Raw genomic sequence first — 21,257 nt, forward strand, 5'->3', positions numbered from 1 at the left:
GAGGAGTTATCATGAACGAGCACACGAAGCGGCCGCGCCACGAAATCGTAATGATAAATCGACGCAGTTTGGCGATTTCGGGAGTAAAAAACGTCGAAAGCTTTGACAGTGAAGAATTCCTCTTGGAGACGGACGGCGGCTTTTTAACCATACGGGGCCAAAACCTGCATATGAAAAATCTGAGTCTGGAAACCGGAGAAGTAGCAATTGAGGGCCTGGTTTACGAAATGGCCTATCTGGAACAGGGGCAGGCCGGGGATCGGTCGAGAGGATTCTTCGGCAAGTTGTTCAAGTGAATATCATCACGCAACTACAGACGGTTTTGGCCATGTCGACGTGTGGAGCGCTTATGGGAATGGGATTTGATACGTACCATGTGTTCAAAAGGAAGAGCAGGCTGCCGGTTTGGCTGGTCTTCTTCTTTGACATCCTGTTTTGGGTAGGCAGTATGTTCGCCGTTTTCTGGATATTAGTGAAAGTAAACGACGGAATTATTCGCTTCCCCATCTTTTTCGGAATGATTTTTGGCGCGTGGCTGTATTTTTTATTAGGAAGTAAGAAGTATATCCTTTTCCTGCATCGCGTGATAAAATTTTGTCAGTGGTTGTATCGAACCGTGCTGCAAGTCATTGACACCCTGGTTGTACGTCCCGTGTTCTTTATTTACCGAGTGATCCTCATGGTACTGACATTTTTGTACTCCATGTTGCTCATGATCCTCGGCTTTTTGTGGAAAGTGACGCGTTTTGTCACCGCTCCTTTTGCCAGATGGGGTCAACATTTAGGGAAAAAAATGTACGGAAAAACAACAGGAATCTGGACCAATTGGAAGAATTGGTTTCACTCAAAGAGAAAGCGGGAGTAAACCGAGGTGGCGAGATGATGAAAGAAGCAAAAACCTCTCCAAGCAATCGAAAAGGGCAAAGACGGAGAATGCGGCTCTTTTTCTTTTTTATCCTCTGCTTTTTCGTCTGGACTGGCTATACGCTCTATTTGCAGAGCGGAGTGCTGGCCGAGAAGAGAAGTGAACTGGAGGCACTCAAGCAGGAAACGGTTGTCTTGCAGCAAAAGCAAGAGGAACTGACTTATGAGGCCAGTCGGCTGAACGATCAGGAATACCTGGCGGAACTGGCGCGCAAACGGATTTATTACACGAAACAGGGCGAAAGCATTTACGTGATTCCGGAATAAGCTCACAGTGAGATCTTCTAGGAGAGGGAGGCTTTCCGCGTTCATGGGAGTCGAGATCGGGAGCAAGCTGGAAGGAAAAGTCACAGGCATTACGAAATTTGGCGCGTTCGTAGAGCTGCCGGGAAATGTGACGGGACTGGTGCACATCAGCGAGATTGCCGACGTCTATGTCAAAGATATTCACCAGTTTTTGAAAATCGGCGATATGGTCACCGTCAAGGTTCTCAGCGTCAAAGACGGCAAGATCGGACTGTCGATCAAAAAGGCACAGGAAAAAGAACGGCAGCCCCGCCAGCCACGGGAGCGAACAGAAGGCTTTGAGGATAAGTTGAACCGCTTCCTCAAAGAAAGTGAAGACCGCTTATCCTCTTTGAAAAAGAGCGAGGACAAAAAGGGACGCGGTCGATAGATTGCAATCGGAAAATTATGACTTTTCTTTTTTTACCAAAAGCGTATTTTGACAGAAAAAAGAGGAAGGTCATTTGAAAGTAGTGACGAATAAGGTATCGTAAGCCCGTTTCGCAAAGCGCGAATCACCTGTCAGCCGACGTTATCCGCCATAACGTCGGTTTTTTTTGTCCGAACTCGCTGGTTAATTTGTCGCACGATTCTGTGAATGCGCATTGGTTTTTTGACAAAATTTACAACTCCACCTCCGTATAATGGGTAACACATTGAACAAGAACGGGGTGGAACGAAAATGATCGCAAACAAAAATGTATCCCAGACTGGTCAAGCATGGGCGCGGCAAGTGTCTGAACGAATGGATGCTACCGCACGAACATGGGGAGACAAAGTCTCCGACGCTGTACAGAGATGGAATGTGCTTCCGCTGCTGATGGGATTTTTGCTCGGACGGGCCTTGATCGTGGAAGAGCTGACGCCCTTTGCTATCCCGTATTTTATCGTCATGTACTATCTTCGCAGGGATTGCCTGCTCGTCACAGGACTGGCGCTTGTTCTCGGGGCCTTCAGCCAATCGGTTCCAATCGGGTTGCAGACGATTCTCGGTATGGTGCTGGCTCTCTTTGCCTGCAAAATGATGGAGCGGCTGCGCAAAAAAGACTTTTCGCGCACGCCTCTGCTCGTGGTCATTACAATCTTTGTCAGTCGGCTGCTGTACGCCATGCTGACCAATCAGGTAAACACGTATGAGCTGGTCATGGTCGCGGTTGAAGCTGTACTCGGCTTCGTGCTGACGCTCATTTTCATCCAGTCGCTCTCGATCATTCATTCGGCCAAGCCCTACGAGCCGCTGAAAAATGAAGAGATCGTCTCCCTCGTGATTCTTCTGGCGTCGCTGATGACAGGCACAGTCGACTGGACGGTAGAAGGCATCTCGATGGAACACGTCCTCTCCCGCTATTTGCTGCTCGTCTTTGCCTTCGTCGGCGGTGGGACGATTGGTGCCGCAGTTGGCGTCGTGACGGGTCTTATCCTCAGTTTGGCAAATGTAAGTGCCCTTCTGCAAATCAATTTGCTGGCGTTTTCCGGTCTTTTGGCAGGGTTGCTCAAGGAAGGTGGAAAAGTAGGCGTCTCCGCAGGTCTTTTGATCGGGACGGCTATTCTGGCCATCTACGGCGGTGCGGAAGAGACGCTTTACTACTCCTTGCTTGAAACTTCCCTGGCTATTGTCGCCTTCATCCTCACGCCTGCCGTGCTCTGGAAAAAGGTAGCCCGCTTCATTCCAGGCACGCCCGAAAATTTGCAATCCCATCAGGAATACATGCGCAGAGTCCGCGACGTGACGGCGGGCAAAATTCAGCAGTTCTCCGATTTGTTTACCCAGCTCTCCCGCAGCTTTGCGCAAACGGCCGATCCGGAGGAACTGGAGGAACAGGCAGATGCCTTCCTCAGCCGCGTCTCCGAGTTCACCTGCCAAAAATGCTGGAAAAAGGAACAATGCTGGGAAAAGGACACGCAAGCCACATACGAAGGCATGCGCTATCTTATGGAAAAAGTGTACGAAAATGGCACACTCGCGGGCGTAACCCCGCCGCGCGACTGGGAGCGAAAATGCGTCAAGACGGAAAAGGTGCTGACCGTGATCGAGCAGGAGTACGATCGTCAGCTGGCTTTTGACCAGTTGAAAAAACAAGTGAAGGAAAGTCGCAAGCTGGTAGCCGATCAACTCTCGGGCGTTTCCCGGGTCATGAGCGACTTTGCCCGCGAGATCCAGCGGGAAGGGATGGAGCTGTCTTTGCAGGAAAAGCAGGTTTCAAAGGCGCTGGAAGGCTTGGGACTGTCTGTGCGACGGGTGGAAATTCACAGCCTGGAAGAAGGCAAGGTCGACATCGAAATCAGCCAGCCGACTTGCTACGGGCATGACGAGTGCGGCAAAATCGTCGCGCCGATGCTGACGGAAATTTTGGGCGAGAACATCGTGGTACGCGAGCGGCAATGTGAAGCGCAAAAAGACGGTTCTTGCACGATGTGCCTCGCTTCCGCCAAAACGTATGAAATCGAAATCGGCGTGGCGGGCGCTGCCAAGGACGGCAAGCTGCTGTCCGGCGACAGCTTCCGCACGATGGATCTCGGCAATGGCAAGATGGCCCTGGCGATCAGCGACGGCATGGGCAACGGCGAGCGGGCCTTTTTGGAGAGTCAGTCGGCTCTCGACATGCTCCAGCAGCTGCTGCGTTCGGGCTTGGACGAAAAAATCTCGATCAAGACGGTCAACTCCATCCTGGCGCTGCGCTCAACAGACGAAATGTTCGCGACGGTGGATTTGGCGCTGATTGATTTGCAGACAGCCCACACCCGTTTCATCAAAATCGGCTCCACGCCGAGCTTCGTCAAACGTAAAAACGATGTTTTCACGATTACCGCCAACAACCTGCCCGTCGGCATTCTCGAAGAAATCGAGGTCGACGTCGTGTCGAGAATGCTCAAGCCGGGCGATCTGCTGGTCATGATGTCTGACGGCATCTACGAAGCGCCGCGGCATATTGAAAACCGGCAAATGTGGATGAAGCGAATCATTGGTGAGCTGCAGACAAACGACCCGCAGGAAGTCGCCGATTTGCTGCTGGAAAAAGTCATTCGCCAGCACTCCGGCAAAATTGTCGATGACATGACCGTCCTCGTGGCGCGGATTGACCGCTTTGTACCGCAGTGGTCAGCCATCCAGGTGCACGGAATGGAGAAGCTGGAGCGGCCGCGGATTGTAAGCTAAGGGTATGTTTTCCCTTCAGAGCGTCGATACTGTTGCTAAAACAGGCTGAATGGGGAGATTATTTGTGAAAGAAGCGACACTTCGTCAGATTCTGGTAGTAACAGACGGCTGCTCCAATACGGGGATGAGCCCGGTAGCAGCGGCAGCTCTTGCCCGTGAGCAAGGGATTACGGTAAACGTCATTGGTGTCATTGACAAAAGCGAAATGGGCGAAAAAGGGGAGCGTGAAATCCGTGAAATCGCCGAAGCCGGAGGCGGGCTGTGCGACATCGTCTACCCGCAGCAGCTGGCGCAAACAGTACAGATGTTGACGCGCAAGGCGATGACGAGAACGATCCATCAGGTGGTCAATAAAGAATTGAAAGAGATTTTGGGCGATTCCGGAATAGAGGAACTGGCTCCCGACAAGCGCGTGCAGGTAGCAGGCATGGTGGACGAGCTGGGGGAAAAAAGCAGTCTGAACGTCGTGATGCTGGTCGATACATCCGGCAGCATGAAGCCAAAGCTGTCGGCAGTTCAGCAAGCCATTCACGACTTTAGCATCAGCTTGCAATCCCGAAGCGGGAAAAGCAGAATGGCTGTTGGTTCATTTCCTGGGAAACATAAATATTTGGATATACGCATTCCATGGACGGACAAGGTGGAACAGGCTCATCAGCTGACCAGCGATTTGACGATGAGCGGAATTACACCGACTGGACCCGCCATTGTCGAAGCGATTGCCTTGTTTGAGCAGGATAAACTCCCAGGCTCGCTGCAGGAGCGCTATCGCGACGAAGCAGAAAATGACGACATGAACGGAAGTCTGCGCGACCATGTCTTCTAAGGCTGCGACTCCTGATCTGCCCAAACATTTTCAGGGCAAATGGAACCGTCGGTCGTACCACGTTCTGCGGGAGTTGGGACGTGGTGCGAACGGCACTGTCTACCTCGTGTCCCAGGACGGCGTGCGCCGCGCTGTCAAGGTCGGCGCGGAAGGCATGGATATTTTAATGGAAGTAAACGTGCTAAAAAGCATACAGCAGGGGCGGGATTCCAAAGTGGGACCGCTCCTCTGTGATGTGGACGACCTGGTCGTAAACGGAAAGCCGTGCACGTTTTACGCCATGGAATACCTGGAGGGCGAACAGCTGGATAGGTACATTCAAAAGGAAGGGGAGGAATGGGTGCCCGTCATGATCGTCCAGCTTTTGGCCCGTCTCGACGTCTTGCACAGGCACGGCTACATTTTCGGAGACCTCAAGCCGGAGAACATCATGGTGAGCCGGACGGACAAGACGGTGCGGCTGATTGATTTTGGCGGTGTGACAAAACTGGGAAATGCCGTGCGCCAGTTTACCGAGGAGTACGATCGGGCATTTTGGCACGCAGGGGACAGACGGGCTGAAATCGGCTATGATCTGTTTTCCGCAGCCGTCATGATGGTGCGTTTGACAGTGGGAAAAGAGAGGTGGAAAAGCAGCCAAAGTGGACCGCTTCACACGGGATTGCTCTGTGATATAATACGAAAAAGTGACAGCCTGTACCCTTATCGAGTGCCTTTGTTGAAGGCTTTTCACGGGAAGTTTGCCACCGCGCAGGAAATGAGAGCGGAGCTGTTGGCAGTGCTTCGGGAGCGAACTGTCGAGAAGCCGCAAAAAAAGGCTTCGGCCGCCGCAGGCAAGGCAGGGGGAGGCATAAGCGGCTTGTTCGTCGCCTCGCTTTTGCTATTGGCTGGCACGTTGTATTATGCATGGTTCATGTGAAGGATGTGACGGTTTGTGTCCCCGGATTTGGTGATGGATACTTGCTTGTTGGCAGGATCAATTATATTGAAAAGTGGTGGTGAAACGTACCGCACGGAAGAGACGATGGCCTTGATCGCGGAGGCAGCGGGCATGGATGACGTCAACAGCTCTGCGACGCCTACGAGCATTATTTTGTCTTTCCGGTGCAGCGGGTTCGATCATACCCGGATGGTGCGGACCCCGAAGCGGACTACCAATTTGAATAAAATCACACTCGTAAACGATGTGTCCCGCCGGTTCGTCGGCGGAAAAATCAATTTGGAGCAAGCGTATCGCCTGCTGCGCCAAATCGATCAGGAAAAGCCGATTTACCCGATATGGCTTCAGCATGCGGCAGCCGCTACCGCCAGCGGCTCCTTTGCCATGCTGGCGGGCGGTACGTGGTTTGACCTCATCCCGTCCGCATTGGCGGGGCTGACCGTCAATCTCAGCCTTGAATTTTTGGAACAGTTTGTTCGAATGAAGTTTTTTACGGAATTTTCGGCTGCCTTGCTGGGCGGGCTGTTCGCCTTGCTGGCTGTGACGATCTTTCCACAGTTGCACATCAGCATCATTATTATCGGTGCCATGCTTCCGTTGTTCCCAGGGATCGCGATCACCAACTCGCTGCGGGATTTGCTGGCGGGTGATCTGGTTGCAGGTGTTTCGCGGGGAGTCGAGGCCATGCTGACGGCCGTCTCCGTAGCGGTAGCCACCGCGATTATTCTCTGGGTGGGGTGAGAAGTATGTTTTTTCAAGGTTTGGCGCTGAGCTTCGTCTCGTCAATGGCGTGGTGTGTGCTGTTTAACGTCCCGGTCCGCACCATTTTTGCAGGCGGATTGGCGGGGATGGTCGGTTTTTGCGTGTACTCGCTTTTGCCGAGCCTGGGCGCGGAAGTGTTGCTCTCGACATTTGCATCTGCGGCAATCGTCTCGTTGCTGAGTCAATTTTTATCCATCTTGCTTCGCGTTCCTTCGACCAACTTTAGCGTTGCGGGCATCATCCCGCTCGTTCCGGGGTCTTTGGCTTACAAGTCGATGCTTGCTTTCGTCAACAACAACTACGTGGAAGGCATTACCCTGGCGACCAAGACATTGATGGTAGCCGGAGCCATTGCATCTGGACTTATTTTTGGTATTTCTGTCGTGACGATTTGGAAAGGAGCCCGCTATGCTGGCAAGCGTACACAACGAGATTGAGGCTGCCGGGCTTCTGCTTCCCGGTGAAACGATTGTGGTAGGGGTTTCCGGTGGCAACGATTCTACAGCTCTTTTGCATATATTGGCTTCTCTTAATAAAAAATATGACTACGGCTGGAAGCTGCATGCCGTACACCTGAATCACGGCTTTCGCGGAGAGGAGGCCAGGCTGGACGCCCGGTACGCAGAGGCGTTGTGCAGCGAGCTTGGCGCAGTTTTTCACCTGTTTGAGTACGATGTCCCCTCTTATATGAAAAAGACGGGAAAAGGGAGCCAGGAGGCGAGCCGCGAGCTGCGCTACCGTTTTTATCGCGAGGTAGGGGTCGCGCACGGGGCAAGCAAGCTGGCATTGGCGCATCATGCAGACGACCAGGTAGAGACGATTTTGTTTCGGCTCGTCCGCGGCAGCAGGCTGCAGGGACTGACTGGCATGCCGCAGCGCCGCATGCTGGAAAATAGCCAGATTGAACTGGTGCGTCCCCTGTTGTATAAAACGCGTCAGGAACTGGAAGCCTATTGCCAGGAAAATGGTCTTGTCCCGCGCGAGGACAGCAGCAACCGCTCGCGCAAGTACAAGCGCAATCTGCTGCGCCTTGACGTGATGCCTTTGCTTGCCAAGGTGAACGAAAAGTACCGCGAGCATATTCTCGATCTGGCCAGGGCGATTTCCCAGGATGAAGCTTGCTTGACAGGGCTGGCCCGCGAACGTCTGGATGAGGTGACAATTGAAAAGAAACAGGAAGCATTTCTGATTGACAATGACAAGTTTCAAACTTGTGACGTTGCTTTACAAAGGAGAATGATTACTCTAATATTAAGTTATCTCTCAAAACATACCGAATGGTCTTCGCAGCATGTGGAGACCGTTTTGCACATGCTAGGGGGGAGTCGCCCTTCTGCGGAACTGCATTTGCCCGACAAGCTGGTGGTAAGCCGGATGTACGGACAAATTCTTTTCAGTCGTAGAAAGCGGCAAGACTGCATACATACCTATAGTTACGAACTCGCAGTTCCAGGGGTGACCCGGATCGACGAGAGCAATGCCACGGTACATATTTCTTACCTTGAAGGTCCCATGGATTGGGGGCGTCTCCCGGACAACGAAGCGGTGTTTGACGCCGATCAGCTTCCAGGAGCGCTGTATTTGCGTAACCGGAAACCAGGAGACCGACTCACTCTGTTTGGCTCGGCAGATGGAAAGAAGCTGAAAGATCTACTCATTGATGCCAAAATCCCGCGAGCATGGCGGGACAAACTTCCGCTTCTGACGGCGGGCGATGAGGTGATTTTGGTACCAGGCGTGCGCCGTTCCGCCGTAGCGCCGGTAAATGAACAGACCAGGCGTTTTCTGCACGTGCGGGTTGAGTTTGGAGAAGATTGGCGGGAGGTTTTTTCATGAATCAAGACATCGAGAAGATTTTGCTATCAGAAGAGGACATTGCAAGAAAGGTAAAGGAATTGGGCAAGACACTGGCTGCCGAATACAAGGACAAAAATCCGTTGGTGATTTGCGTTCTGAAAGGCGCGGTTCTTTTCATGGCTGATCTGATCCGTCATATGGATATTCCGTGCGAAATGGATTTCATGGCGGTTTCCAGCTACGGAAGCGGCACCGAGTCCTCGGGTATGGTGAAAATCCTGAAGGACCTGGATACCTCCGTGCAAAACAGACATGTGCTGATTGTCGAAGACATCATGGACAGCGGACTGACACTGAGCCGACTGGTAGAGCTTTTGCGCCATCGGGAAGCCGCCTCTGTGAAGGTTGTGACACTCCTCAACAAACCGGAGCGTCGCAAGGTAGATATTTCGCCAGACTACAGCGGTTACGACATTCCGGACGAGTTCGTCGTCGGATACGGTCTGGACTATGCCGAGAAGTACCGCAATTTGCCGTACATCGGGATATTGAAGCCTGAGGTCTACACCAAGTAGCTTTGTTGTGGAGACTTAGCAAAATATGATAAAATGTGAAAAGTGTCTGTTCGTGAGAGGAGGTAAGGAATGAATCGCTTTTTTCGTAATACCGGGTTCTACCTGCTGATTTTTCTTGTCACGGTCGGGATCGTGAATTTCATCCTCTCCGGTACTGATAAGGTTGGGAAACTTACATATCAGGATTTCCGGGTACAGCTGAAAGCTGACAATGTTACAGAGCTATCCATGCGTCCTGAAAACGGTACATACAGGGTAGAGGGTACACTGGCTAAAGCTATTCCGGGACAGGAAAGCAACAAATTTTTTACCAACGTTCCTTTGTACGACTCTGATGTTGTCAAGTTGGTCGAGACGAAAATTGATGAACAAAAACTGAAAAAGGTAGAGTTCAATCCAGCGGAGGGCAACAGCATTTGGCTCACGTTCCTGACCTCGATCATTCCTTTTGTCATCATTTTCATCCTGTTTTTCTTCCTTCTGAACAATGCTCAGGGTGGCGGCAGCCGGGTGATGAACTTCGGAAAAAGCCGCGCGAAGCTGTACAACGAAGAGAAGAAACGCGTTACGTTTGACGACGTAGCGGGTGCAGATGAAGAAAAAGCGGAGCTGGAGGAAGTCGTTGAGTTCCTGAAAGACCCGCGCAAATTCAACGCCGTCGGTGCCCGTATTCCAAAAGGGGTTCTGCTCGTAGGTCCTCCGGGTACTGGTAAAACCTTGCTCGCCCGCGCTGTTGCCGGTGAGGCAGGCGTTCCGTTCTTCAGCATTTCCGGTTCTGACTTTGTGGAAATGTTCGTCGGGGTGGGTGCATCCCGCGTGCGTGACCTGTTTGAAAACGCGAAGAAAAATGCTCCGTGCATTATCTTTATCGACGAGATCGACGCCGTAGGTCGCCAGCGTGGAGCTGGTCTCGGTGGCGGTCATGACGAGCGCGAGCAAACACTCAACCAGTTGCTCGTAGAGATGGACGGTTTCGGCGGCAACGAAGGCATCATCATGGTGGCTGCGACCAACCGACCTGACATTCTCGATCCGGCGCTTTTGCGTCCAGGACGTTTTGACCGTCAAATTACAGTGGATCGTCCCGACATCAAAGGCCGTGAAGCGGTGCTCAAGGTTCATGCCCGCAACAAGCCGCTTGGCGATGACGTGAAGCTGGATGTGATTGCCCGTGGTACTTCGGGCTTCACGGGTGCAGATTTGGAGAACCTGCTCAACGAAGCTGCTCTCCTTACCGCCCGCAAAAACAAAAAGCAAATCAGCATGAAGGAAATCGACGAAGCGATCGACCGCGTCATTGCTGGTCCGGCGAAAAAATCTCGCGTTGTCAGCGAAGAGGAAAGACGCCTGGTTGCTTTCCACGAAGCCGGTCACACCATTATCGGCTATCACCTGAGAAATGCAGAAATGGTACATAAGGTAACGATCATTCCGCGCGGCCAGGCTGGCGGATACACCGTGATGCTGCCAAAAGAAGACCGTTTCTTTGCAACAAAAACAGATTTGCTCGACAAAATCGTCGGGCTGTTGGGTGGACGAGTGGCTGAGGAGCTGGTGCTCGGGGATATTAGTACCGGGGCACATAACGACTTCCAGCGCGCAACCGCGATTGCCCGCAGCATGATTACCGAATACGGGATGAGCAAGCTCGGCCCGATGCAGTTCGGCAAGAGCCAGGGACAGGTATTCCTGGGCCGCGATTATGGCAACGAGCGCAACTACTCCGATCAGATCGCCTATGAGATCGATCTGGAAATGCAAAACATTATCAACGAATGCTACGCAAGATGTAAAGAACTGTTGACCAAGCACCGCGATCAGCTTGATCTGATTGCCAACACTTTGCTGCGCGTAGAGACGCTCGATGCTGAGCAAATCAAGCAATTGATCGAGACAGGAAGAATGGACAACGATCCCGACAATCCGGATAACGGTGATGTGGTCGTCAACATTCAACCAAAACAAGAAGAAACAAACGAAGAACCGAAACAATAAGGGGCGCCTCAGGTGCCTCTTTTCTTCATCAATGGACAAGAAGCGCGCAGTGGCAAAAAGCATACGCAACCGAATCGATGGAGGAGGAGACAAGATGTTGCTTACACCGGAAATGGCCGCATTTGATATGGACGGTACGCTGTTGAACAAGGCATCGCAAATGACAGAAGGGACGAGAGAGGCACTGTTCAAGCTGCAGGAGAAGGGCTGCAAGCTGGTGCTGTCGACTGGCAGAATGTTTGGCTCGGCCCAAGTCCCGATTGACTCGTTTCCCTTTGACGGATACGTATGCAGCAACGGGGCTGCCATTTACGAAAAAGACGGCACGCTCGTTCGCCGCTTTTTCTTGCCGAAGCAAATAGTGATCGATGCAATCCATGCGCTGCGACAGGAGCCGATTTACTACGAGCTGCATGATACAAACAGCAATCGCTGGATGGTGCAGGAGGATCGGGAGCGTCTGGAGGCAATCATTGAGCAGGATGCATCAGTGGAAGGAGTCTCCATGCGGCAGTTTGCGTTTTACAGACTTGCTCGTGTCGCGCCGCTTGCGGAAGTGCTGCAGCACATCGAATCCGGAGAAGCGGAAATCGTCAAGTTTTTCATCTGGGACAACAATCCGGAGCGCCTCAAGTGGGTTGCCGAACAATTCAGCCCGTGGCAGGAGCAGGTGACGATCACTTCGTCCGGCAAGGATAATATCGAGGTCATTCCCCAGGGCGTCTCCAAATGGGAAGGGCTGCTGTATTTTTGCAAAACATGGGGAATTGCACCAGAGCAGGTGATGGCGTTCGGTGATGCAGAAAACGACCGCGAGGCACTGACCGGGGCTGGCTATTCGGTCGCGATGGAAAACGCGTCGCCAGCGCTCAAGGAGATTGCCAAATATATCGCGCCGCATCATAACGACGATGGCGTTGCCAGATTTATTTTGGAACGCGTGATTGGCGAGCCGTCGAAATAGGGCGAGACTGCTCTGCCCCTGAAACCGTCCTTGACCGGGACGGTTTTTTGCTGCCTGCGGCGAGAACACGCGGGAGCTATGGGCCTTTTGTATAGGGTTCTGGGAAAAGGAAAGCATAGAAAAATCATGTAACAACGCTTACATTGACAAGACCCGGTAATCAGCTTACAATGACCGTAAATTATGACACCACCGTAGGGGGATTTTTTCCATGGACGCTTTAGCGTTAGAAAAAAAAGCCCAGCGCAACGCTGAGTTACGTGAACGATTGATGCAGCTGAAGAAAGAGCGTAATGCCATCATTCTTGCTCATTTTTACCAACGTCCTGAGATTCAGGAAGTAGCAGACTTCATTGGGGACTCCTTTGGACTGGCACAAAAAGCAAAGGAAACCGATGCAGATGTCATCTTGTTCTGCGGGGTTCACTTCATGGGAGAAAGTGCAAAAATTCTCAATCCCCAAAAGAAGGTCATCATCCCTGATGAGCGTGCAGGCTGTCCAATGGCGGACATGGTGAACGTAGAGGGGCTGCGCAAGCTGAAGGCACAGCATCCGAATGCGAAAGTCGTGGCGTACATCAACACTTCTGCTGACGTCAAGGCAGAGACACACATCTGCTGTACGTCGTCTAACGCAAAGCGGGTGATTGAATCTGTGGACAGCGATGAGATCATCTGGGTTCCAGACAAAAACCTGGGCCACTATGTATCCCAGTTCACGGACAAGAAGATGATTATTTGGGAAGGCTACTGCAATACGCATGACCAGTTGTCTGTCGAAGACATCATGACGTTGAAGCGGCAGCATCCAGAGGCGTTGGTTGTCGTGCATCCGGAATGCCGCCCGGAAGTGGTTGCCTTGGCCGACTATGTAGGCTCCACAACCGGAATCCTCAAATATTGCCGCGAATCGTCCCACAAGGAATTTATCATCGGGACCGAGGACGGCACACGTTACATGCTGGAAAAGGACAGCCCGGACAAAAAGTTTATTTTCGCGTCCAAATACCTTGTCTGTCCGAACATGAAGGTGAACAACCTGAAAAAATGCGTCGAGGCGCTGGAAACGATGAAGCCGGAAATTTACGTGCCAAAAGATATTGCAGACGCGGCGCGCGCTTCGTTGGAGCGGATGCTGGAAGTAGCTCCGGCGTAAACGGGTGGCTGTGGATCGAGAAATAGGAAAGGGAGCAAGGCTTGTCAGAAGCTTTGCTCCCTTTGTTTTGTTGGGCAGGCACGCAAAAGGCCAGTGTAGGACTGCGCCAGAGGCTGGATGTCTTTTCGCCGGTCAGAACCAGAATAACCGTACTGCCCTTCATCAGCTCTTTGTTAATCGTCATGGGTACCTTAGATGCATCGGAAATCTAGGTATAATGGTAAACGGTCATGTCCCGGATGGTAACTGTTAACATGGCTCGGGTTCTCAGCAAAAAAGCTCCCTCGTGAGCGTGAGGAAGCTTTTTTGCGACCAAGCGCCTGAACCTGACAGCCATCTCCCGCTGCTCAAGATGGCATAGGAGTCGGTGTCGGTTTTCCGTAGCCTTCTTTGTAGGTGTGGTCGATGTATTCGCGGATTTCTTTTGTCGATTTACCCGCCTGCTTCAGCTTGGAGGAAATAACGGCAATCTCCATGCAGACGCCGCAGCGTGTCCCGTGGTCATCCCAGACGATGGAGCCATCCGGCTTTTCCTCTTTGATAAAGCAGTTGCCGTTGTGCAGATGCCCAGCGCTCTCTCCGCAGCCGCAGTAGCAGGGGATGGATTTGAGCAGTTCGCGGTTTGCGGCGGCGATTTTGTACGATTCGATAATGACAGGGTCTTGATTATCCAAAAACTTCGGCAGCTGGTCGACAGAAGCGGTCATTTCCTGCAGGTCCCCATTCGGGGCGTGCTGTGCGTGAATCGTGTGATCCTCGGCAGCCTGATCGGCAGAGCCGCAGCCAGCAAGCAGAGCTGCGGTGATGAAGCTGACAGCTAACCATGATTGACGTTTCATTTTGGACATACCTCCTGCCCATTATCTTATCATAACGGCTTGAAGAAATTGTGAAGCGATGCGCAACGTTGCAAGCAAATGACAATTAAATCGGAATAAATCCTATTTACTTTTTGGGCTTCTGTCCGTATAATGAAAAACGATCATGAAACTAAATCGGAATCATTTTGAATTGGGTAGGAGGAGCATAGAGATGAAAAAGGGTCTGATGGCGATCGTGAGCCTGATTGCAGCGGTCAGCATTGCCGGATGCGGCGCAGCCGAGCAGACTGCAAGCACACCGCAAACCGGCGGCGATGCGAATGCCAAGCCAAAAGTATATACGACTATTTATCCGCTCGAATACGTAGCCAAGCGCATCGGGGGCGACCACGTGGAAGTGACGAACATCATTCCAATTGGAGTGGAGCCGCACGATTTCGAGCCAACCGCAAAAGATATGGTCGCGTTGGCTGGCGCAGACATTTTTGCCTACAACGGCAGCGGCCTGGAGCTGTGGGTCGATAAAGCGGTAGGCAACCTCGACAAAAACAAGACGGTCATCGTCAATGCGTCGGAAGGTCTTGAGTTGCTGAAAGCGACAGAAGAGCATGAACATGAGCACGAGCACGAAGGAGAAGCGGCCACCGAGGAGCACGGCCATGACCACGGCGAATTTGACCCGCACGTCTGGCTGGACCCTACGAAGCTGAAAGCGCAGGCAGAAAAAGTGAAAAATACGCTGGTGCAAAAAGACCAGGCCCACGCTGCCGATTATGAGAAAAACTACGCCCAATTGGCTGCTGACCTGGATCAGCTGGACCAGGAGTTTCAAAACATGGCTGCACAAGCTGCCAAAAAAGAGTTCATGACCTCGCACAGCGCCTTCTCCTATTTGGCAAATCGGTACGGACTGGAGCAGGTGGCCATTTCCGGGCTGAATCCGGCTGACGAGCCGTCTCCGGCAGAATTGAAAAGCCTGGTGGAGCATGTGAAGGAACACAACATCTCCTACGTCTTGTTTGAATCACTCGTCTCGCCAAAAGTAGCGGAAGTCATCGCGAAGGAAGCCGGCGTGAAGACAGCTACCCTCAACCCGCTCGAAGGTTTGACAGAGGACGATGCAAAAGGCGGACGTGACTACTTGTCCATCATGCGTGACAACCTGGAGACTTTGAAGGTCGCCTTGCAATAAAAGCAGCGTGAACAAAATGTCGCTACACAAAGCGGCATTTTTTCTTTTCCCGCCTACGCTTTTGACCTGACTGCCGTATTCCGGCTTTTTTGCCGCTGGAAGGGTTGTGGTTCGGGCAAAATCGTAGTAGGATGTAAGGTAGCAAATCAGAACAAATCCGATTTAAAGGATGATGATTGCATGGAAGCAATGACTCAAGGAGTGCCTGTGGTAAAGCTCACGGACGTCTCCTTTCAATATGAAGACAAACTGGTGCTGGATGGAGTCGAATTTTCGCTTGAACGGGGAGAGTTTGTCGGGATTGTCGGCCCGAATGGCTCGGGAAAATCGACACTGATGAAACTGATCCTTGGCCTGCTCACCCCGAACAAAGGAACGGTCGAGCTGTTCGGGCAGCCTTTGTCCAAATTCCGCGAATGGAACCGGATTGGCTATGTTGCACAGCAGGTAGCTCACGGGGCTGGCGGCTTCCCCGCGACGGTGCAGGAAGTCGTGGCTTCCGGTCTGGTGGGCAAGGTCGGCCTTTTCCGCAGATTGACTGCCCGGCATCATGAAAGCGTGCGCGCCGCCGTTGAGCGTGTCGGCCTGGCGGAAAAGCTCAACCAGCGCATCGGCAGCCTGTCTGGCGGACAGTTGCAGCGTGTGTTCATCGCGCGGGCACTTGTCGCAGAGCCTGAGCTGCTGATTCTCGACGAGCCTACAGTCGGTGTGGACCAGGAATCGATTGAGCAGTTTTACGGCCTGCTTCGCTCGCTCAAGGAGGAAAACGGCCTGACGATGATGATCGTGAGCCACGATGTCGGCGTCATGTCGCAATGGGTGACAAAGGTAGCTTGCGTGCAGAAGAAGATTCACTTCCATGGAACAGCTCACGAGTTTGAGCACAATCAGGAAAAAATATTGCAGAGCATGTATGGTGATTCTGTGCGCCTTTTGTCTCATCACCATTAAGCCGTTGCAAACGAGATAAAAAAGAAGGAGTATGACCATGCTGGCTGATTGGTGGCAGTATGATTTTTTGCGGTATACCCTGTTTTCAGGGCTTTTGATTGGCCTGATTTGCCCGTTGCTCGGGACGTTTCTCATCGTCCGGCGCCTGTCGATGATGGCCGACGGTCTTTCTCACGTCACGCTCTCGGGTGTCGCGGCGGGGATGCTGGTCTCGAAAAAAATTGCCTTTTTCTCGGCAGTAAACCCGCTGTTTTTCGGGATGCTTTTTGCGGTAGTCGGCTCTTTGTTCATTGAACGGCTGCGCAAAGTGTACAAAGCGTATCAGGACTTGGCGATCCCGATCATTTTGTCCACGGGTCTTGGGCTGTTTACGGTGTTAATCAGTGTGGCGGACGGATTCAACGCTGACCTGTACTCGTATTTGTTCGGGAAAATTGTCACCGTCTCCATCGAGGACTTGTATGCGCTGATTGGCGTGGCAGTCGTTGTGCTGGGCACCGTCTTTTTGATTTACAAGGAGCTGTTTGCTGTCTCCTTTGACGAAGAGTTCGCCCGAGTGTCCGGTGTCGCGCGCAGATCGATCAATCTGTGGTTCATGGTGCTCGTGGCGCTTACGATTGCCGCTTCCATGCGCATTGTCGGCGTGCTCTTGATTTCCGCGCTGATTACGCTTCCCGTTGCGGCGAGCCTGCAAATTGCGCGAAGCTTTCGCCAGACGATCTTTTTCTCCATTCTTTTTGCGGAAATTTCCGTGCTGAGCGGTCTGTATTTTGCCTATCTCTTCGATTGGGCATCTGGTGGTACAATTGTGTTGATGGCTGTTTTGATTATGCTCGTTGTCCTCGGGGTCAAAAAGCTGCGTGTAATCATGCGATAGAGTCATCACGTCAAGACAAAAGGAAGGAGTGTTTGTCGATGAAAGTGGAAGAAGCCCTGCAAATTTTGAAGGCGAACGGGTACAAATATACCGGCAAGCGGGAGGAGATGATCCGCATCTGCGCAGCCGAAAAGCGCTACTTGTCTGCCAAAGATATTATGGAACGAATCAAGGAGCAGTATCCGACGCTCAGCTTCGATACGGTTTATCGCAACATCTCCACTTTTGTTGAACTGGGGATTTTGGAAGAAACAGAGCTGGACGGAGAAGGCCGTTACCGTCTCGCTTGCTCTGCCGACGGGCATCATCATCACCACGTCATCTGTACGGAATGCGGGAAGACCTCTTCTCTGCCAGGCTGTCCGATGAACGTCCTGGCGGCTGTCCCGGATGATTTTCAAGTGACCGGACACAAGTTTGAAGTGTACGGAACCTGCAAGGAATGTGTCGCCCAGTCCAACTGAAAATCGTGTCTTGCAAAGAGTGTTCGCTTGAGTGCGGATGCTCTTTTTTGTACGCCTGAACAGGAACTCGCCCAATGTAGTTTTCATCCGGTCGGTATTTGCTATAATGGGTGGGAAATCATCAGTTACGGAGAGAAGGGACAGCAGCCATGATTCCCCGTTATATTGCGGATTTTGATTTGCAATCGTTGCCTCGAATGAAAACAGACGTAGCCGTTGTAGGAGCAGGGATCGCCGGGTTGTATACGGCCTTGCAGACGAGCGAGTATGCCGATGTAGTTTTGATAAGCAAAAAAGGGCTGGATGACAGCAATACCCGCTGGGCGCAGGGAGGCATTGCCGCCGTGACGGCCAAGTCGGATTCTCCGGCCTTGCATCGTCAGGATACGCTGATCGCGGGAGCTGGACTTTGCTCGTACGAAGCGGTGGAAGTGCTCGTACACGAAGGTCCTGAGCGTCTGAAGGAACTGATTGCATACGGTACGGAGTTTGACCGGGATGAACAAGGCCAGTATGAACTGACGCAGGAGGGTGCACACAGCAAGCGGCGCATTTTGCACGCCAACGGGGATGCGACCGGAGCAGAAATCGTCCGCGCTCTGTCGAAGCGGGTGATGGAGCAGGCGAACATTCGCGTGCTGGAGCACCATTTTGCCATTGATGTGGTCACACAGGATGGGGAGTGCGTGGGGGTTATCGTGCAAAAGCCGGAGGGAGACATGTTTTTCCTGGAGGCAAAAGCAACCGTGCTGGCAACGGGGGGAGCAGGGCAACTGTACCGCTATACGACCAATCCGGACATCGCCACTGCCGACGGTATCGGCATCGCCTATCGCGCCGGGGCGCGCATCAAGGATGTCGAGTTCATCCAGTTTCACCCAACGGCGCTGTACTATCCGGGAGCGCCGCGCTTCCTGATCTCCGAGGCAGTACGGGGAGAAGGCGCCATTTTGCGCAACAGCAACGGTGACCGCTTCATGGACAAGTACCACCCGCAAAAAGAGCTGGCACCACGCGACATTGTAGCCCGCGCCATCGTTTCGGAGATGGAGCAGACCAAATCGTCGTTTGTCTATCTGGACATCACGCACGAGCCGGAGGAGCTAATCAAGCGCCGCTTCCCGACGATCTACAACTTTTGTCTGCAATACGGGCTGGACATGGTAACAGACTGGATTCCGGTTGCCCCTGCGTGCCACTACATCATGGGCGGCGTTCAGACCGATCTGAACGGGGAGACGACGACCAGACGGCTGTTTGCCTGCGGGGAAGCGTCCTGCACCGGGGTGCACGGTGCCAACAGACTGGCGAGCAATTCGTTGTCGGAAGCGGTCGTGTTTGGACATCGCATCGCGCAGCGGATCAAGCAGCTGCATGCACTGCCTGACATTCGCCCGGTCCGGGCTGTATCGGAATACCGGGAGGCGCGCAAGTTTAGTACACGTGAACAGAGAGTGAAGCTGCAAAAGCTGATGCTGCGGCATGTCGGCGTCAAACGCGACGAAAAAGGCTTGTTGAAAGCACTGTCGGAGCTGGAGCGAATGGGGCGGTTTTACCAATATGCGGCGCAGGATCGGGAGACGTTCGAGTTTTTGAACCTGCTGAACGCAGCGGTGCTGACGACGAGAGCTGCGCTGCTTCGCGAGGAAAGTCGCGGCGGACATTATCGCAATGATTTTCCGAATAAGGACGATTTGTTATGGCGCAAGCATTTGATCCAGACGTTTGCGGACGGCGTTCAAGAGGAGTGTGGAAAAAACGATGTGGAATAAACGAGAGCTGGAACGCAAGATTGAAGAGTGGCTGCAGGAGGACATCGGCTTTGGCGATGTGACGACGCTGAGCACGATCCCGGAGTCTGAGCAAGGAACGGGAATTTTGTACGCAAAGGAAGCGGGCGTGATAGCCGGACTGCCGATTGCCCGGCAAGTTTTTGCGACGGTTGACCCCGACCTGGTGTTCACGGCAAAAGTGGAAGAAGGTCAGCGGGTAGAAGTCGGTCAGGAGCTGGCGGAGGTGAGCGGCTCCGTGCGTTCCATTCTGAGCGGCGAGCGGCTTGCGCTTAATTTGATGCAGCGTCTGTCCGGTATCGCGACGCAGACGAGCGAATACGTGGCGGCGGTAGCGGGAACGAAAGCCCGGGTAGTGGATACGCGCAAGACGACTCCGGGACTTCGTTTTCTGGAAAAGTACGCTGTTCGTGTCGGAGGTGGCCACAATCACCGTTTTGCCCTGTACGACGCCGTGATGATTAAGGACAATCACATCAAGGGAGCGGGCGGCATCGCACAGGCAGTCGCCGCGGCGCGCGCAGCGATTCCGCACACGATGACGGTAGAGGTGGAGGCGGAGTCGCTGGAGCAGGTGCGTGAAGCACTGGAAGCGGGCGCGGACATTATCATGCTGGACAACATGTCTTTGGAAACCATGAGAGAAGCAGTGACGCTCATTGATGGACGGGCGGTTGTCGAGGCTTCCGGAGGCGTCAGTCTGGAGACGATCGGAAATATTGCCAAAACGGGCGTGGATGTCATTTCTGTCGGCGCTCTGACCCACTCGGTCAAGGCGTTTGATATTAGCCTGGATTTGAATACGCGCAAACGGTAAGGAGCGACCTGTATGCTACTGGTGATCGACATAGGCAACTCCAACATCGTCCTTGGTCTGTACGAGGGCGAGGTACTGCGGCATCATTGGCGGATTGCCGCCGACCGGAACAAGACAGAAGACGAGTACGGCATGCTGGTAAAAAGTTTGTTTGACAGCGCGGGGCTGACTTTGCAGCAGGTTAAAGGGATCATTTTTTCCTCGGTTGTGCCGCCTTTGAATACGGTAATTGAGCGTATGTGCGGCAAATATTTGCGGCAAAAAGCGCTCATCGTCGGGCCGGGGGTCAAGACCGGGCTGAACATCAAGTACGAGTATCCGCGCGAAGTAGGCTCGGACCGGATCGTCAACGCAGTGGCGGCCATTCACGAATACGGGGCCCCTCTGATTGTTGTCGATTTTGGGACGGCGACGACTTTTTGCTATGTGGACGAGCGTGGGCAGTATTTGGGGGGAGCGATTGCCCCGGGTATCGGCATTTCCACAGAGGCGCTGTTCAGCCGGGCGGCGAAGCTTCCGCGCATCGAAATTGCAAAGCCTGCGAGCGTAGTCGGGAGAAATACGATTGCGGCCATGCAGGCAGGCATTTTTTACGGCTTTGTAGGCCAGGTCGAGGGAATTGTTCGCCGGATCAAAGCGGAGTACCAGACAGAACCGACAGTAGTAGCGACAGGCGGGATGGCTTCGCTTTTGGCAGACGAGACATCGTGCATTCAGGTGGTCGATCCTTATTTGACCTTAAAAGGATTGCGCCTGGTTTATGAGCGGAATCAATGAATGGTGAAGAATGGTGATCCCCTCCTTCCTTGTATGAAGAAGGCCAAAGGTGTTAAACTGGGAGTATAGACTTTGCGTTTTTCGGCATACGAATGAAAAGGAGCCAAAGCCGTTGCAGCGGCACTTGACTCCCTGGACAAGAAGCTGTGGCACGCCCACGGCGCGCATGATTACAAAACCAGCGGAC

22 protein-coding genes are annotated in these 21,257 nt (G+C 52.8%); 21 read left to right on the forward strand and 1 reads right to left on the reverse strand.

Translation table 11 applies throughout. The features are described from left to right. The first annotated feature begins 11 nt into the window (after positions 1–11). The 14 genes from yabP to nadA all read left to right on the forward strand — a co-directional run bounded on the left by yabP (position 12) and on the right by nadA (position 13,381). The gene (gene yabP, locus AAFJ72_RS00645) at positions 12–296 is read left to right on the forward strand and encodes a sporulation protein YabP (RefSeq protein ID WP_122905239.1); all 285 of its coding nucleotides are present in this window, start codon (positions 12–14) and stop codon (positions 294–296) included. After that, positions 293–865, forward strand: a complete 573-nt coding sequence (gene yabQ, locus AAFJ72_RS00650) for a spore cortex biosynthesis protein YabQ (protein WP_432775725.1) — start codon at positions 293–295, stop codon at positions 863–865. The genes yabP and yabQ overlap by 4 nt, the downstream gene beginning before the upstream one ends. A 17-nt stretch (positions 866–882) precedes the next feature. Continuing rightward, positions 883–1,191 (forward strand): FtsB family cell division protein, encoded by a 309-nt coding sequence (locus AAFJ72_RS00655; protein WP_122905241.1) that lies wholly within the window; start codon positions 883–885, stop codon positions 1,189–1,191. 43 nt (positions 1,192–1,234) lie between these two features. Then, a complete protein-coding gene (locus tag AAFJ72_RS00660) occupies positions 1,235–1,600 on the forward strand; it encodes a S1 RNA-binding domain-containing protein (RefSeq protein WP_432775726.1) in 366 nt (121 codons plus the stop codon). A 291-nt stretch (positions 1,601–1,891) separates the two neighbouring features. After that, positions 1,892–4,366: a stage II sporulation protein E gene (spoIIE, locus tag AAFJ72_RS00665; protein WP_432775727.1), complete on the forward strand. Its 2,475-nt coding sequence runs from the start codon at positions 1,892–1,894 to the stop codon at positions 4,364–4,366. Positions 4,367–4,430: 64 nt separating this feature from the next. Then, a complete protein-coding gene (locus tag AAFJ72_RS00670; RefSeq protein WP_432775728.1) occupies positions 4,431–5,192 on the forward strand; it encodes a VWA domain-containing protein in 762 nt (253 codons plus the stop codon). Beyond that, entirely contained in the window at positions 5,182–6,111 is a 930-nt protein-coding gene (locus AAFJ72_RS00675; protein WP_432775729.1) for a serine/threonine protein kinase, read from the forward strand. The genes AAFJ72_RS00670 and AAFJ72_RS00675 overlap by 11 nt, the downstream gene beginning before the upstream one ends. 15 nt (positions 6,112–6,126) lie before the next feature. Continuing rightward, positions 6,127–6,873 (forward strand): threonine/serine exporter family protein, encoded by a 747-nt coding sequence (locus AAFJ72_RS00680; protein ID WP_432775730.1) that lies wholly within the window; start codon positions 6,127–6,129, stop codon positions 6,871–6,873. Positions 6,874–6,878: 5 nt separating this feature from the next. Further along, positions 6,879–7,331 (forward strand): threonine/serine exporter family protein, encoded by a 453-nt coding sequence (locus tag AAFJ72_RS00685; RefSeq protein ID WP_122905247.1) that lies wholly within the window; start codon positions 6,879–6,881, stop codon positions 7,329–7,331. Then, positions 7,303–8,730 carry a tRNA lysidine(34) synthetase TilS gene (gene tilS, locus AAFJ72_RS00690; protein WP_432775731.1) on the forward strand — a complete coding sequence of 476 codons (1,428 nt, stop codon included), beginning with the start codon at positions 7,303–7,305 and terminating at the stop codon, positions 8,728–8,730. The genes AAFJ72_RS00685 and tilS overlap by 29 nt, the downstream gene beginning before the upstream one ends. Continuing rightward, positions 8,727–9,266, forward strand: coding sequence for a hypoxanthine phosphoribosyltransferase (gene hpt / locus AAFJ72_RS00695; RefSeq protein ID WP_122905249.1), 540 nt, complete (start codon positions 8,727–8,729; stop codon positions 9,264–9,266). Before tilS ends, hpt begins: the two co-directional genes overlap by 4 nt. 69 nt (positions 9,267–9,335) lie before the next feature. After that, complete coding sequence (gene ftsH / locus AAFJ72_RS00700) at positions 9,336–11,261, forward strand: ATP-dependent zinc metalloprotease FtsH (protein ID WP_432775732.1); 1,926 nt, start codon at positions 9,336–9,338, stop codon at positions 11,259–11,261. Positions 11,262–11,355: 94 nt separating this feature from the next. Further along, positions 11,356–12,225: an HAD family hydrolase gene (locus tag AAFJ72_RS00705; RefSeq protein WP_432775733.1), complete on the forward strand. Its 870-nt coding sequence runs from the start codon at positions 11,356–11,358 to the stop codon at positions 12,223–12,225. Between the two features lie 211 nt (positions 12,226–12,436). Then, complete coding sequence (nadA, locus tag AAFJ72_RS00710) at positions 12,437–13,381, forward strand: quinolinate synthase NadA (protein WP_122905252.1); 945 nt, start codon at positions 12,437–12,439, stop codon at positions 13,379–13,381. Positions 13,382–13,728: 347 nt separating this feature from the next. On the opposite strand, the gene AAFJ72_RS00715 is transcribed toward nadA, so the two are convergent. Further along, complete coding sequence (locus tag AAFJ72_RS00715) at positions 13,729–14,220, reverse strand: PCYCGC motif-containing (lipo)protein (RefSeq protein WP_432775734.1); 492 nt, start codon at positions 14,218–14,220, stop codon at positions 13,729–13,731. Positions 14,221–14,413: 193 nt separating this feature from the next. Here AAFJ72_RS00715 and AAFJ72_RS00720 point away from each other — a divergent pair, with 193 nt between their 5' ends. From AAFJ72_RS00720 to AAFJ72_RS00750, 7 genes are all read left to right on the forward strand, one after another. After that, a complete protein-coding gene (locus tag AAFJ72_RS00720; protein ID WP_432775735.1) occupies positions 14,414–15,394 on the forward strand; it encodes a metal ABC transporter substrate-binding protein in 981 nt (326 codons plus the stop codon). A 180-nt stretch (positions 15,395–15,574) separates the two neighbouring features. Then, the gene (locus AAFJ72_RS00725; protein ID WP_122905257.1) at positions 15,575–16,345 is read left to right on the forward strand and encodes a metal ABC transporter ATP-binding protein; all 771 of its coding nucleotides are present in this window, start codon (positions 15,575–15,577) and stop codon (positions 16,343–16,345) included. Between the two features lie 37 nt (positions 16,346–16,382). Then, complete coding sequence (locus AAFJ72_RS00730; RefSeq protein ID WP_432775736.1) at positions 16,383–17,222, forward strand: metal ABC transporter permease; 840 nt, start codon at positions 16,383–16,385, stop codon at positions 17,220–17,222. A gap of 38 nt (positions 17,223–17,260) precedes the next feature. Continuing rightward, positions 17,261–17,686: a Fur family transcriptional regulator gene (locus AAFJ72_RS00735; RefSeq protein ID WP_432775737.1), complete on the forward strand. Its 426-nt coding sequence runs from the start codon at positions 17,261–17,263 to the stop codon at positions 17,684–17,686. 149 nt (positions 17,687–17,835) lie between these two features. After that, on the forward strand, positions 17,836–19,458 hold the full coding sequence (gene nadB / locus AAFJ72_RS00740; protein ID WP_432775738.1) for an L-aspartate oxidase: 1,623 nt from the start codon (positions 17,836–17,838) through the stop codon (positions 19,456–19,458). Next, the gene (nadC, locus tag AAFJ72_RS00745) at positions 19,448–20,293 is read left to right on the forward strand and encodes a carboxylating nicotinate-nucleotide diphosphorylase (protein WP_432775739.1); all 846 of its coding nucleotides are present in this window, start codon (positions 19,448–19,450) and stop codon (positions 20,291–20,293) included. The genes nadB and nadC overlap by 11 nt, the downstream gene beginning before the upstream one ends. Positions 20,294–20,305: 12 nt before the next feature. Next, complete coding sequence (locus AAFJ72_RS00750) at positions 20,306–21,070, forward strand: type III pantothenate kinase (RefSeq protein ID WP_432775740.1); 765 nt, start codon at positions 20,306–20,308, stop codon at positions 21,068–21,070. Positions 21,071–21,257 lie beyond the last annotated feature (187 nt).

The organism is Brevibacillus gelatini (genome assembly GCF_050920745.1).
Classification (GTDB): domain Bacteria; phylum Bacillota; class Bacilli; order Brevibacillales; family Brevibacillaceae; genus Brevibacillus; species Brevibacillus gelatini.